This window comes from Nitrospirota bacterium, assembly GCA_030684575.1.
Lineage (GTDB): Bacteria > Nitrospirota > Nitrospiria > Nitrospirales > Nitrospiraceae > Palsa-1315.
On the sequence record JAUXVD010000008.1, the window covers coordinates 961837 to 975444 of the forward strand.

Sequence of the window (13608 nt, forward strand, 5' to 3'; positions counted from 1 at the left end):
TTAGCTCCGGCGGCGTGGCGGGCGACCTTGTCGAGTCATCCAGCCTAGCACGATCTCGGCGAGCTCGTCCTGGACATCTTGCACGGGCCGATTGGCATTCACGATGGTCATGCGGCGAGGTTCTTCGGCTGCGAGCGTCAAAAATCCCCGGCGCACCTTTCGGTGAAAACGTTCTGTCTCACGGTCTAGCCGATTCTGCGCTCCATGATCAGCTCGCCGCCTGGCCAGGCCCACGGAAATCGGGAGGTCGAGGACGAGGGTGAGGTCCGGCGTGAGTCCGTTGGCCGCGACGGCGTTGGCCGCCCGCAACCACTGAAGGTCGAGGCCCCGTGCGTATCCCTGGTAGGCCAGCGTGGAATCGGAGAACCGGTCGCAGAGCACCACGGTGCCACGTCGTAATGCCGGCTCGATGAGATGGGTAACATGTTGATGTCTTGCCGCGAGGACCAGCAGGGCTTCGGTTTGAGGTGTCACGGGGTCCTGCGATGAGGCGGTGAGGAGGATCTGTCGAATCGCTTCGGCGGTTGCCGTGCCACCCGGCTCTCTGGTTTGGAGCACGCGATAGCCCGCTTGAGTCAGCACGTCAGCGAGGTGACGGATTTGGGTGCTTTTCCCACTGCCTTCGACCCCCTCGAGCGTAATGAAATGACCGTGCGTCTTCGGCCTCTTTGTCCCCATCGTGTCGGCCCCATCGCCAGTGAAGAAAACGGGCCGGATGGTATTCCAAGTTGTTGAAAATAGCAAGAAAAGGCTTGCGAGGCCCTCGTAGATCTCTGTATGATGACCGCCTACGTCCATCGGCCATATGTATGCTGAAAACCTCGCTAAAACGCTACTTTCTGACGGGTCTGCTCGTGATCATCCCCATCTGGGGAACCGTCCTCATTTTGAAGACCCTGTTCGTGGCCGTCGATGGCATTCTGGGGGATCTCCTGGTCCGGCTGGTGCCGAGTCATTATGTGCCAGGGCTGGGGATTCTGGCGTTGATCCTGTTGGTTTTTATGGCCGGGCTGTTCGCCACCAACTTTATGGGTCGGCAAATTGTAAAATGGTGGGAGGAGTTCCTGAATCGTGTGCCGCTCGTGCGGGGCATCTACTCGACGTTAAAGTCCATGATGGACATTGTGTCGTTCTCTGATCAGCCCTCATATAACCGCGTCGTCCTGATTCAGTTTCCCAAAAATGGCCATTATTGCTTTGCCTTTGTGACGGGTGTGACCAAAGGGAGGATGCAAGATCTTGCGCAGGAGCCGCTGATCCACGTGTATGTGCCGACGTCCCCGAATCCGACGTCTGGTTATTTCCTCTTGGTGCCGGAGCATGAAGTCACCGCTGTTGATATGACTGTTGAGGAGGCGATGAAGCTGATCGTTTCAGGTGGGCTCTGCTCTCCCTCCTCTTCCATGGCATCGGCGGTGACGGCTGCGACGAAGCAGGGGATGGTGAAACAGCCCGAAGTGGGAGTGCCGATTGGATGAGCCGTTCACGAACCGCTGAAGTCTCGAAAAAGAAACAGCCGATTGCCATGAACCGGCAGGGAACGATCGCCGGTCTTGCCGTGGTCGTCATGGCGGCCGGGCGTGGGACACGTATGAGGTCAAAGCAGGTGAAGGTGCTGCATCCAGTGGCAGGCCAGGCGATGGTGCTCTATTCGGTGGGGCTCGGATTGCGCGTCGCAGGGGATCGCGTGGCAGTCGTGGTGGGGCATCAGGCCGATGAGGTTCGGCAGGTCATCGACTCCGCGACGTCAACAGTGAAGAGCGGCTCCTCAGTGGCGATTGTTGAGCAGCGTGAGCAATTAGGGACAGGCCACGCGGTCTTGCAGAGCCGTTCGGCATTTGCAGTGGGCAAACGGGGCGCCCCATCGAGCTATCTGATTCTGAACGGCGACACGCCGCTGCTTCAGGACAAGACCGTACGCGAGCTCCTGCGTGTGCATCAGGCGGAACGAGCGACCGTGACTATTCTGACGGCGGTCCTTGAGGACGCGAGTGGCTACGGGCGAGTCGTGCGTACCCATTCGGCCGAGCGGGCAGTCTCTCGTATCGTCGAGGATCGTGATGCCAACGACGGGGAGCGGGCGATTCGCGAAATCAACGTGGGGACCTATGTGGTCGACGGGGAGTTCCTTTTCAGCGCGTTGGAAAAGCTCGACCCGAGCAATGCCCAAGGGGAATATTATTTGACGGATATCGTCCGTCTCGCTGCGGAGCAGGGACGGCCTGTGGCCGCAGTGGTCCTCGACAATCCCGACGAAGGGCTTGGCGTGAATACGCGCCGACAGCTTGCGACAGCTGAACAGGTGGTGCGGCAGCAGATTCGTGAACGATGGCTCGATGCCGGGGTGACGATGATCGATCCGGCTTCAACCTGGATTGACGCGACGGTCACGATTGGAAAAGACACCGTGCTCTATCCCAACGTAACGCTCGAAGGCACGACGGTCATCGGGGAAGATTCTGTGCTGCGTTCCTACAGCAGGCTGACGAATTGTACCGTTGGTAATCGTGTGGAGATTCTCGATCATTGCTTGTTTACAGACTCTCAAATTGAAGACGACGCACATCTGGGGCCCTTTGTTCATCTGCGGCCCGGTGTGGTGGTGCGGAAGAAGGCGAAGGTTGGGAATTTCGTCGAGATGAAGAAGACCGATTTGGGCGAAGGATCGAAGGCAAACCATCTGAGTTATCTGGGAGACGCAACAATCGGAAAAGGGGTCAACATTGGCGCCGGCACCATCACCTGTAACTACGACGGCGTGCACAAATTTCAGACCGTGATCGGAGATGGGGTCTTTCTCGGCAGCGATACGCAGTTGATCGCGCCGGTAACGGTGGGGGCGAGAGCCATCATCGCAGCCGGCACGACGGTGACGCAGGATGTGCCTGCGGATGCATTGGTGATTGCGCGGGTGCCTCAAGTGAACCGGGCTGGGTGGGCTGCGCGCCGACGGGTGTTGGCGATGCAAGCTCAGGTTGGCCCCGTATCGTCGTCACTGTCGACGAAGAGTCTTCCCAAGAACCAGTCGAAAAAGCGGAGGTAGATCACTCCTATGTGTGGAATTGTCGGATACGTGGGCGATCAAGAGGCGGTCCCGATTCTCATCGGCGGCCTCGCGAAGCTAGAGTATCGAGGCTATGACTCGTCCGGCGTTGCGGTGTTGCAAAGCGACAAAATCGAAATTCGGCGCACGGTCGGTAAACTGGTCAATCTTCAGAAGTCGCTGAAGGAAAAATCCCTCAAGGGCACAGAGGGAATCGGCCATACGCGATGGGCGACGCATGGGAAGCCCTCAGAGCAAAATGCCCACCCACACCGCTCGAAAGGCTGCGTGCTCGTGCACAACGGCATCATTGAGAACTATCAGCCGCTGAAACAGCAATTAGAGAAAGAGGGCTACAAGTTCCATTCAGAAACGGATACGGAAGTCGTCGCCCATCTGATCGATAAGTATCTCCAGCAGGGTATGAAGCTGGCCGAGGCCGTGCGAGCCGCCACGAAGGATGTGCGGGGGAGTTATGCGCTGGCAGTCATTTCGGAGCGGGAACCGGGAATCATGATTGCGGCGCGCTCCGGATGCCCGCTGGTCGTAGGCAAGACCGCCAAGGCATCCTTCGTTGCGTCCGATGTCATGGCGATGCTGGCCCATACCCGCGACGTGACCTACCTCGAAGAAGGCGATGTGGCAGTCGTAACGGCGAGTGAGATCCATTTCACCGATATCGAGGGACGTCCCGTTAAACGGAAAGCGACCAATATTACGTGGGATGCCTCTGCGGCAGAAAAGAGCGGATTCCCGCATTTTATGTTGAAAGAGATTCACGAGCAGCCGCAGACGATTCTCGATACCATGCGCGGGCGTTACTCGTATGAAACCGGTGAAGCGGACCTGCCGGATATCGGATTAACGCCGAAAGAATTTGCCGCCGTCGGCCGGATATGGATTGTCGCATGCGGTACGTCGTGGCACTCGGGCCTGGTGGGGAAGTACCTATTGGAGGAGATGGTCCGTACCCCGGTGCAGGTCGATATCGGCAGTGAATTCCGCTACCGCGACCCGTTGGTCGAGAAGGACGATCTCTTCATCACAATTTCGCAGTCAGGCGAGACCGCCGACACATTGGCTGCGGCACGTGAGGCGAAGGCCAAGGGCGCGCGTATCGTCTCGATCGTGAATGTTGTGGGCAGTACCCTGGCTCGCGAATCGGATGGTGTGCTCTATACCCATTGCGGACCCGAAATCGGCGTGGCCTCGACCAAAGCCTTTACCGCGCAGCTCACGGCGTTGTATATGCTGGCGCTGCACTTGGGGCGTGTGCGAGGAACCTTATCGGTTGCGGACGGCAAGGCCTGGCTCGACCGTCTTGTCTCGCTTCCGGCGTTGGTCGAGCAGGTGCTTGGGCGCGAGGCGGAGATCGTGGCGATTGCCAAACGGTATTACAAAAAGCGGAATTTCTTGTTCCTTGGCCGCGGGATTAATTTTCCGATTGCGCTCGAAGGCGCACTCAAGCTGAAAGAGGTGTCCTATATCCATGCGGAGGGTTATGCCGCAGGAGAGATGAAGCATGGGCCGATTGCGCTCATCGATAAGGACATGCCGGTGGTGGTGTTGGCACCGAGGGATCGCCTGTACGAAAAGACCGTGAGCAATCTGATGGAAGTGAAGGCCCGGCATGCACCGGTCATCGCGTTGGTCGCGGAAGGCGAGCGGGAGCTGGGGAAGATCGCCGATGCGGTATTCACGATTCCTGACACGCACCCCTTGCTGTCGCCGATTCTGTTCACGATCCCCCTGCAGCTCCTGGCGTATCATATCGCCGTGTTGCGGGGGGCGGATGTGGATCAGCCGAGAAACCTGGCAAAAAGTGTGACGGTTGAGTAGCAGGATGTTGAAAATCATCCCCAGCTTCGTTCTCGGCTTGGCAAAATCCTCAATGTACCCCGGAGGGTACACTTGCGGTTTTGCCGTCGCCTGCGGCCTTGCTGGAGGATGATTTTCAACATCCTGCGGGATGGGCAAACGGAGGAACATGGAAATTACGAAACAGGAAGTTGAGAAGGTCGCGAAGTTGGCGCGGCTGGAGTTGACGGATGTCGAGAAGGCGGCGTTCACGAAACAGCTGAGCCAGATCCTTACGCATGTAGAGACGTTGAAGCAGTATGACACTACAGGAATTGAGCCGACGGCGACAGTATTGGGGCAAGTGAACGTGTTTCGTCCCGATGACGTGCGGGCGTCCCTATCCATCGAGCGGGCGGTGGCCAATGCGCCGGAGTCGGCCGACGGGTTCTTTGTGGTGCCAAAAATTATTGAAGATCGACAACCCCTTTAAGCGAGGTTTGAATGCTCAGGCAAATGTTGCGGTCAAAGATTCATCGGGCCACGGTGACGGAGTCCTGCCTCGATTATGAAGGCAGTCTCACGATCGACGAGGATCTGATGGAGGCAGCGGGGATTTTGCCCTATGAGGCGATCGTCTGCTCGAATTTGAATAACGGCGAGCGGTTCATGACCTATGCCATGGCGGGCAAGCGTGGCGCAGGTGAGATTATCCTCAACGGGCCGACGGCGCGGAAAGGTGCGGTGCGTGATCAGATCATCATCTTCTGTTACGAGTATTATTCGGAGGAAGAAATCAAGCGCCACCTGCCCAAGATTATCCAAGTCAATGAGAAGAACCGAATCGTTCCAGGGAAGACAAAACACTGATGTCGCTTCATAAACTCTCGCTCTACGAGCTCCATAAAAAGTTTACCGCCGGTGAAGTCACCGCGACGGAGATCGTTCGCGCCTATGGATTGCGGATCGGCCAGGTGGAGTCCAAGGTGAAGGCCTATATCACGCAGGCCAAAGACTCGGTGGTGGCGCAAGCGAGCGCGCTCGATGCGTCGCTGAAAGGGTGGCGCAGGACGTCGCCGATGATGGGGATGCCGCTGGCGATCAAAGATAATATCTGTACCGAGGGTGTCCGCACGACGTGCGCGTCCCAGATGCTCGGCAATTTCGTCCCGCCATACGATGCCACCGTCATTGCAAAGTTGCGCGCTCAGGGATACCTACTCCTTGGAAAGACCAACCTCGATGAGTTCGCGATGGGCTCATCAACAGAAAATTCGGCCTTTGGACCCAGCCGCAACCCCTGGAACCTGCAATGTGTTCCAGGGGGATCCAGCGGAGGATCGGCCGCGGCGGTCGCGGCGGATGAATGTGCCGCGGCGTTGGGGTCTGATACCGGCGGGTCGATCCGGCAGCCGGCGGCATTTTGCGGGGTCGTGGGCCTCAAGCCGACCTATGGGCGGGTCTCCCGGTACGGATTGATTGCGTTCGCCTCTTCGCTCGATCAAATCGGACCGATTACGAAAGATGTGATGGATTCAGCCTTCCTCCTCGGCGCGATCGCCGGTCACGATCCGTTGGATTCGACATCGGCTGATGTTCCGGTGCCGGACTATCTCAAGGCGCTCAAAAAGAAAGACCTCAAGCGGCTGAGGGTCGGTGTGCCGGTCGAGTTTTTTGCGGAGGGGTTGGACCCTGACGTCGAGCTGACCGTGCGGGCGGCGATCCAGGAACTGAAAGCACTGGGTGGGGAAATTAAGGAAATTCAGTTACCGAGGACGGACGCGGCGGTGGCGACGTACTATGTCCTTGCCACGGCTGAAGCCAGCTCAAATTTAGCCCGCTATGACGGAGTGAAGTTCGGGCTTCGCGCCAAAGAGACCAAGGACCTGCTTGAGTTGTATATGAAGACGCGGCAGGAAGGCTTTGGACCCGAGGTGAAACGACGGATCATGCTGGGAACCTACGTCCTTAGTGCGGGATATTACGATGCCTATTATGGCAAGGCGCAAGCGGTGCGGACATTGATTCGCCAGGATTTCGAGGCAGCGTTTCAGGACGTCGATCTCATCGTGACGCCTGTGACTCCCACGCCGGCATTCAAGTTCGGCGCGAAGGCGGATGACCCGCTCCAGATGTATCTGTCGGACATTTTCACCATTTCGGTGAATCTCGCTGGTGTGCCAGCGATCTCGTTGCCCTGCGGATTCAGCCGGGCCGGGTTGCCCATCGGGTTGCAGTTGATCGGTCGGCCGTTCGAGGAAGAGACGCTGTTGCGAGCGGCCTACGCCTACGAACAGAGTACGCAATGGAAAACGAAGAAGCCGGTGATACGGTAATCATGGTGACAGGTCAGAACGTGACAGGGAACCCGGTTCGGTCTCTTCAGGTATTACGTTTTACGCCTCACGGCTCACGCGCGTTGGAGGTCTTATGACAATCGTTGATGTGGCTGCGATTCTGGTCGCAGTAGTCTTTGCGCTGTTGGTGGGCTATCTCGTGCCTGTGCTGATTCAGGTTCGAAAGACCATGGCGGAGTCCGAACAGCTTCTGGCTATCATGAAACGGGATTTTCCGTCGCTGATCAGTGAGCTTCGGGTGATGAGCGGGAATGTGAACGATCTGGCGGAGCAGGCTCGCGGGGGGGTGGAGCATGCGACCGTCCTCTTGCATGCGGTCGGGGAGGTCGGGGAGTCGGTGCAACATATGCACGATGTCGTGAGGGGCTCAAGTGGATCGCTGCTGGCCAATGTTTCCAGTGTGGTCGCAGGATTTAAAGCGGCGACCCAAGTCATGAAGGAACGGTTTCGAAAATGAGGAGGGCATCATAATGGCGGACGATAGGGGATCGGCAGCGGCAGTGGTTGTGCTTGCATTTTTGACCGGCGCAGCGTTGGGCACGGTTGCGGCGTTATTGCTGGCTCCACAGACCGGACGGGAGTCGCGCGAGCAGCTGCGTGGGTATGCCCGTCGGGCAGAAGGTAGTCTTCGAGACCTGGCTGATCGCGCAGGCGATGCGTTTGAAGAGGTCGTGGAGGAGGGGAAGGAATTTGTGGAGTCGAAGAAATCAGTTCTGCGCGACGCGTTTGAAGCCGGTCGGGATGCCATGCGGCGCGAGCGTGATCAGTTGCGTGGGGAGGACCGAGGCTAAGCGATGGTCTACGAAGTTGTGATCGGGGTGGAAGTGCATGCGCAGCTACGGACGAAGTCCAAGCTGTTTTGCGGTTGTGGGACCATATTCGGGCTCACGGCCAATAGCCAGACCTGTCCCTTGTGTTTGGGGCTCCCTGGCACCTTGCCCGTGATTAACCAGGCGGCAGTTGAGATGGCGGTCCGTGCGGGCTTAGCGTTGAATTGTACCATCGCAGCGAGCAATCTCTTTGCACGTAAGAACTACTTCTACCCCGATTTGCCCAAGGGCTATCAGATTTCGCAATACGAGGCGCCGATTTGCGAGCATGGCTGGATCGAGGTTGCAGGGAGTGACGGGCCGAAGCGGGTTCGTATCCGTCGCGCCCATCTGGAAGAAGATGCGGGGAAGAGCGTTCATGTCGCCGGCTCGAATGGGAGTCGCGTTGATTTGAATCGGGCGGGGACACCGCTGTTGGAAATTGTGACGGAACCGGACTTGCGGTCGTCCGATGAAGTCGTGTCGTACTTGAAAGGCCTCCGCGATGTGTTGATGTATCTTGAGGTCTGCGACGGCAATATGGATGAAGGGAGTTTCCGCTGCGAGCCGAACCTCTCGCTCCGTCCGTTGGGCCAGAAGGAATTCGGAACGAAGGTCGAACTGAAAAATATCAATTCGTTCAAGTTCGTGAAGGATGCCGTTGAATACGAGATCAAGCGCCAGACGAAGGTGCTGAACGAGGGCGGGAAAATCAATCAGGAGACCAGGCTCTGGAATCTCGAGCGCGGCGAGACAGCGGTCATGCGCTCGAAAGAAGAGGCGCACGACTACCGCTACTTTCCCGATCCCGATCTGGTGCCGCTTAAGCTCGATAAAGAATGGATCGAGGGTTGTCGCAAGCAGGTCACTGAATTGCCCGCAGCGAGAATGCAACGATTTGTCAGCGAGTTTACGTTGTCCGAGTACGATGCCGGCCAATTGACCGCAACGAAGGCGGTGGCCGACTATTTTGAAGCTTCGGTGAGGTTGTTCAATCAGCCTAAGACGGTGAGTAATTGGGTGATGGGTGAGCTGACCAGAGAACTGAATAACTCCGGAACCGATGCCAGCGCTTCGCCGGTATCACCTGAACGGTTGGTCGGGTTACTCCAGTTGGTCGAGCAGGGGACGATCAGTCTGAAAGTCGCACGCGAAATTTTCCCAGAGGTTTATCGTAGCGGGAAGTCGCCGGAACAGATCGTTCAAGAGAAGGGCCTCATCCAAGTATCTGATGAAGGGGCGCTCGACCAGATCATCGGCGACGTCCTCGCGAAGAATCCGACGCAAGTGGCGCAGTTCAAAGAGGGGAAACAGCAAGTGCTGGGATTCCTTGTCGGTCAGGTGATGAAGGCGAGTGGCGGCAAGGCGAATCCGGGGATGGTGAACGAGCTACTCAAAAGGAAGTTGGCGGGGTGAGGGGGCAAGGGTGTGACTGTGGGCGGACAGGCTGCTCAAAAAGGCAGCCAACGAGGCCGCAGACGAGAGAAAACCGGAGGCGTACCTTCGTGGTACGTTGAGGATTTTGTCGAGACGAGAACGAAGTTGGATGTCTTTTTCAGCAGCCTGAGAGGAAGAGTATGAGCGCGATTCGAGAGATTAAGGGACGGCAGATTTTGGATTCACGAGGGAATCCGACGATCGAGGCGGAGGTCACGCTGGAGAGTGGTGCGCGTGGGCGGGCGGCGGTGCCGTCAGGAGCCTCGACCGGCGAGAAGGAAGCCATCGAATTGCGCGATGGCGACAAGAAGCGCTGGATGGGAAAAGGCGTCTCGAAGGCGGTCGCCAACATCAGCAAGCTGATCGCGCCGGAGTTGTTAGGGAAGGAAGCGTTCGACCAAGTCGGTATCGACCAGGCGATGATCGATCTGGATGGTACGAAAACCAAAAGTAAGCTCGGCGCCAACGCGATTCTCGGCGTATCGCTGGCCGTGGCGAAGGCGGCGGCGGTCGAAACAGGCCAGCCGCTTTACCGATATCTTGGCGGGACGAATGCGCGCGTGTTGCCGGTGCCGCTCATGAACATCATTAATGGCGGGGCGCATGCCGACAATCGGCTGGATTTGCAAGAGTTCATGATCATGCCGGTGGGGGCGCCGAGTTTCAGCGAGGCGTTTCGGATGGCGACCGAGGTATTTCATACCCTCAAGTCGTTGCTGAAGAAAAAAGGCTTGAACACGGCCGTCGGTGACGAGGGCGGGTTTGCCCCGGATCTCCAATCGAATGAAGAGGCGCTGAGCCTGATCATGCAGGCCATCGAGGCGGCCGGCTACAAACCAGGACGGGACATCGCTCTCGCATTGGATTGTGCCGCCAGTGAACTCTACGAGAAGGGGCGGTACCTCCTTGAAGCTGAAAAAAATCCTGAGCGCTCCTCCGAGGAGATGGTCCTGTACTACGGAAAGCTCGTGGATCGTTATCCGATTCTTTCCATCGAAGATGGGTTGAGCGAGTTGGATTGGAAGGGCTGGAAGATGATGACGGAGAAGTTGGGCAAGAAGGTCCAATTGGTCGGGGACGATATTTTCGTGACCAATGTGGAAATTTTTGCCAAGGGGATCAAGGAAGGGATCGCGAACTCTATTCTGATCAAGCTCAACCAGATCGGCACGTTGACGGAAACGTTGGAGGCGATTGAGCTGGCGAAACGGTCAGGTTACACGGCGATCATCTCGCATCGATCGGGGGAGACAGAGGATACGACGATTGCGGACGTGGCGGTTGCGACCAATTGCGGGCTCATTAAGACCGGGTCGCTGTCGCGAACGGACCGGGTCGCGAAATACAATCAGTTGCTCAGGATCGAGGAAGAGCTTGGCTCCAACGCTGTCTATCGGGGGCGTGAGGCGGTGCCGGGGCGATAGGGATGCTGCGTATACGATGATGATTATTAAGCAGAACCGTGGACGGCAGTGGCTCGATTGGCAACGTCGCATGATGACGGGCGCGCAGTATGTCGGAGGCGCCGCTTGTCTGCTGTTGCTGGTTGCCCTGGTGTTCGGTGACATGGGGCTGCCGCGCTATTTGTCTATGCGTGAGCATGCCCAGCAGTTGGACTCGGACCTTCAGGAGTTGCAGCGGACGGCCCGCACGCTTCGAGGAGAGATTGATCGTCTGGAGCACGACTCCTCGAAGATCGAACAATTGGCGCGAGAACAGCTCGGCTACGTTCGCAAAGGTGAAACCGTGTATCAATTGGTTCCAGCACCATCACAGGAGCGGCCACGCCCGTAACACCATGAAGTTTGGCACAGTCGCGATCATTGGACGACCGAACGTCGGCAAGTCGACCTTGCTGAATCAATTGCTCCAGCAGAAGGTGGCGATTGTCTCGGATAAGCCGCAAACGACGAGAACCAGAATTCTTGGGGTCGTGCATGCGCCGGGTGCGCAGATTGCGCTACTCGATACGCCGGGCTTGCACAAGCCGCAACATCTGCTCAATCGGCGCATGGTTCGCACCACGGTCGACACGCTGGAGGAGGCCGATATCTTGTACGTGTTGATGGACACGACAAGTTCGCCTGGTCCCGGCGATCTCTTGGTGATCGATCATGTGAAAGGGGCGATCAGGAAGCGTCCTCGCCCGGTGATCTTGGTGCTGAACAAGGTGGATCTGGTCAATAAGCTGAAGCTGTTGCCGGTCATGGAGAACTACGCCAGATTATATGCATGGACGGACGTGGTGCCGGTATCGGCTGAAACTGGCGATAATGTCGATCGATTGTTGTCGGTGACCGTGGCCCATCTTTCAGAAGGGGATGCGGCCTATGATGCGGAGACCGTGACGGATCAGTCCATGCGGACGCTGGCGGCTGAAATCGTTCGCGAAAAAATTCTGCATCAGACCTACGAAGAAGTGCCCTACTCCGTTGCTGTGGAGGTCGACGAGTTTGTTGAGGAGGGGAAGCTGGCGCGTATTAGTGTCACGGTGCTGGTCGAGCGAGACTCTCATAAGGCGATCTTGATCGGGAAACATGGAGAGCGGCTCAAGTCGGTCGGGACGGATGCGCGGCGTGAGATGGAGCAAATTTTCGGGATGAAAGTGTTTCTGCAGGTGTGGGTGAAAGTGCGGGAGGCATGGCGAGAAGATGAGCATGCCCTCACCGAATTAGGCTACTAGCAGGATCGAGATGTTGCCGACGGAACGTATCACAGAATCGAGTCCAGTGGATCCGCGTTCTCGCTCGGGGGATAAAGATCTCCTCCGCGACGCGTTGCGTGACCAGGCTGATCGGGGGCGGACCAAGTCCGACATCGTGTTGTTGTCGGTGCAACGGCTGTTGCGGCGTGGCGCGATCACCAATCTTGCGAAAATGCTGGGCCGGATGCACCAGGCCGACGTGGCCAAGGTCATTCTGCATCTGTCGTCGCCCAAAGAAAAGCGGGAAGTATTTGAACTGGTGCGGGGCGAGTCGAAGCGCGGCCAAGTCCTGAGCGAACTCGACAGCGACAGCATCAATCAAGTGCTGGCAGACCTTCTGCATTCGGATATCGCCTGGCTGATTAAAGATCTTGGTCCTGACGACGTGGCCTACATCCTCGGTGTGTTGCCGGAGGAACGAGCCACCGAGATTCTTTCGCTCATGCGGACGGAGGACTCCACGGAAGTCGCCGACCTGCTGAAGTATCCGAAGGATACGGCCGGCGGCATCATGACGACGGAGTTTTTCGCACTCCCGGAAGATGCCACGGCACAAGATGCCATCCGCCGTCTCCAGCTGGCGACGGACGCGGAGATGGTGTTTTATATTTACGTGACCGACAAAGATGAGCATTTGGTCGGCGTGCTTTCGCTGCGACAGTTGTTGACGGTTCCTCCCACGACGCCGCTGAAAAACATTGCCACACGTGACGTGATCAGTGTGACGGTCGACATGGACCAGGAGGAAGTCGCCCGCCAGGTGGCGAGTTATAACTTGCTCGCGATCCCAGTCATCGACAAAGACAATACATTGGTTGGCATTATCACGGTCGACGACGTCGTGGACGTGATCCGGGAAGAAGCAACCGAAGACATGCTGAAGATGGCCGGCGCGATCGAGGAGGATTCGGTCTCAAAGTCTTCCAGCTTCGCATCTGCGAAACATAGGCTCCCGTGGCTCTTTACGAATCTGGTCGGCAGTCTATTTTCTGGGGCAATTCTGTGGGAGTTCAGGTATACGATTCAGGAAGTGGTGGCCATCGTCAGTTTTATTCCGGTCATCGCCGCCATGGGTGGAAACGTCGGACTCCAGTCCTCGACCCTCATCATTCGTGGATTGGCAACCGGGCTGATCGCGCTGACGGATGTGCGCACCGTATTTATCAGGGAAATCAAGGTTGGACTCTTGATGGGACTCGCCTGCGGCGTGATGCTGACGATCGTGGGGTGGATTTGGCATCAGGCATTTCTGGGTATGGTCGTCGGCGTGTCGCTGATTATCGCGTTCATGGTCTCGACGAGTATGGCGACGTTCATGCCGATTCTGTTGAAGCGTATGGGGGTGGATCCTGCCGTGGCGGCCGGACCATTTGTGACGACAGCGAATGACATCACGGGCATTACCATCTATCTCTCTCTAGCCACGATGTTTATGGAACACCTTCGCTAATGGGACTGACC

The 13608-nt window shown here is 57.4% G+C and carries 14 protein-coding genes; 13 read left to right on the forward strand and 1 reads right to left on the reverse strand.

Annotated features, from left to right (window positions below; genetic code table 11):
* Entirely contained in the window at nucleotides 1–678 is a 678-nt protein-coding gene (gene tmk, locus Q8N00_07745; GenBank protein ID MDP2382684.1) for a dTMP kinase, read from the reverse strand.
* A 131-nt stretch (nucleotides 679–809) separates the two neighbouring features.
* Between tmk and Q8N00_07750 the strand changes: the two genes are divergently transcribed.
* From Q8N00_07750 to mgtE, 13 genes are all read left to right on the forward strand, one after another.
* On the forward strand, nucleotides 810–1478 hold the full coding sequence (locus tag Q8N00_07750) for a DUF502 domain-containing protein (GenBank protein ID MDP2382685.1): 669 nt from the start codon (nucleotides 810–812) through the stop codon (nucleotides 1476–1478).
* A complete protein-coding gene (gene glmU, locus Q8N00_07755) occupies nucleotides 1475–3043 on the forward strand; it encodes a bifunctional UDP-N-acetylglucosamine diphosphorylase/glucosamine-1-phosphate N-acetyltransferase GlmU (GenBank protein ID MDP2382686.1) in 1569 nt (522 codons plus the stop codon). Before Q8N00_07750 ends, glmU begins: the two co-directional genes overlap by 4 nt.
* Before the next feature lie 9 nt (nucleotides 3044–3052).
* Nucleotides 3053–4882: a glutamine--fructose-6-phosphate transaminase (isomerizing) gene (gene glmS, locus Q8N00_07760; protein ID MDP2382687.1), complete on the forward strand. Its 1830-nt coding sequence runs from the start codon at nucleotides 3053–3055 to the stop codon at nucleotides 4880–4882.
* A 148-nt stretch (nucleotides 4883–5030) separates the two neighbouring features.
* Nucleotides 5031–5333: an Asp-tRNA(Asn)/Glu-tRNA(Gln) amidotransferase subunit GatC gene (gene gatC / locus Q8N00_07765; protein ID MDP2382688.1), complete on the forward strand. Its 303-nt coding sequence runs from the start codon at nucleotides 5031–5033 to the stop codon at nucleotides 5331–5333.
* A gap of 11 nt (nucleotides 5334–5344) precedes the next feature.
* Nucleotides 5345–5710 carry an aspartate 1-decarboxylase gene (locus tag Q8N00_07770; protein MDP2382689.1) on the forward strand — a complete coding sequence of 122 codons (366 nt, stop codon included), beginning with the start codon at nucleotides 5345–5347 and terminating at the stop codon, nucleotides 5708–5710.
* Nucleotides 5710–7176 (forward strand): Asp-tRNA(Asn)/Glu-tRNA(Gln) amidotransferase subunit GatA, encoded by a 1467-nt coding sequence (gene gatA, locus Q8N00_07775; protein ID MDP2382690.1) that lies wholly within the window; start codon nucleotides 5710–5712, stop codon nucleotides 7174–7176. Before Q8N00_07770 ends, gatA begins: the two co-directional genes overlap by 1 nt.
* A 94-nt stretch (nucleotides 7177–7270) precedes the next feature.
* Nucleotides 7271–7654, forward strand: coding sequence for a DUF948 domain-containing protein (locus tag Q8N00_07780; GenBank protein MDP2382691.1), 384 nt, complete (start codon nucleotides 7271–7273; stop codon nucleotides 7652–7654).
* Nucleotides 7655–7667: 13 nt separating this feature from the next.
* Nucleotides 7668–7988: a YtxH domain-containing protein gene (locus tag Q8N00_07785; GenBank protein MDP2382692.1), complete on the forward strand. Its 321-nt coding sequence runs from the start codon at nucleotides 7668–7670 to the stop codon at nucleotides 7986–7988.
* Between the two features lie 3 nt (nucleotides 7989–7991).
* Nucleotides 7992–9422: an Asp-tRNA(Asn)/Glu-tRNA(Gln) amidotransferase subunit GatB gene (gene gatB, locus Q8N00_07790; protein MDP2382693.1), complete on the forward strand. Its 1431-nt coding sequence runs from the start codon at nucleotides 7992–7994 to the stop codon at nucleotides 9420–9422.
* Between the two features lie 161 nt (nucleotides 9423–9583).
* On the forward strand, nucleotides 9584–10867 hold the full coding sequence (eno, locus tag Q8N00_07795; GenBank protein MDP2382694.1) for a phosphopyruvate hydratase: 1284 nt from the start codon (nucleotides 9584–9586) through the stop codon (nucleotides 10865–10867).
* A gap of 16 nt (nucleotides 10868–10883) precedes the next feature.
* Entirely contained in the window at nucleotides 10884–11237 is a 354-nt protein-coding gene (locus Q8N00_07800; protein ID MDP2382695.1) for a septum formation initiator family protein, read from the forward strand.
* A 4-nt stretch (nucleotides 11238–11241) separates the two neighbouring features.
* Complete coding sequence (gene era, locus Q8N00_07805; protein ID MDP2382696.1) at nucleotides 11242–12126, forward strand: GTPase Era; 885 nt, start codon at nucleotides 11242–11244, stop codon at nucleotides 12124–12126.
* Nucleotides 12127–12172: 46 nt separating this feature from the next.
* Complete coding sequence (gene mgtE, locus Q8N00_07810) at nucleotides 12173–13597, forward strand: magnesium transporter (GenBank protein ID MDP2382697.1); 1425 nt, start codon at nucleotides 12173–12175, stop codon at nucleotides 13595–13597.
* The last annotated feature ends 11 nt before the right edge of the window (nucleotides 13598–13608 follow it).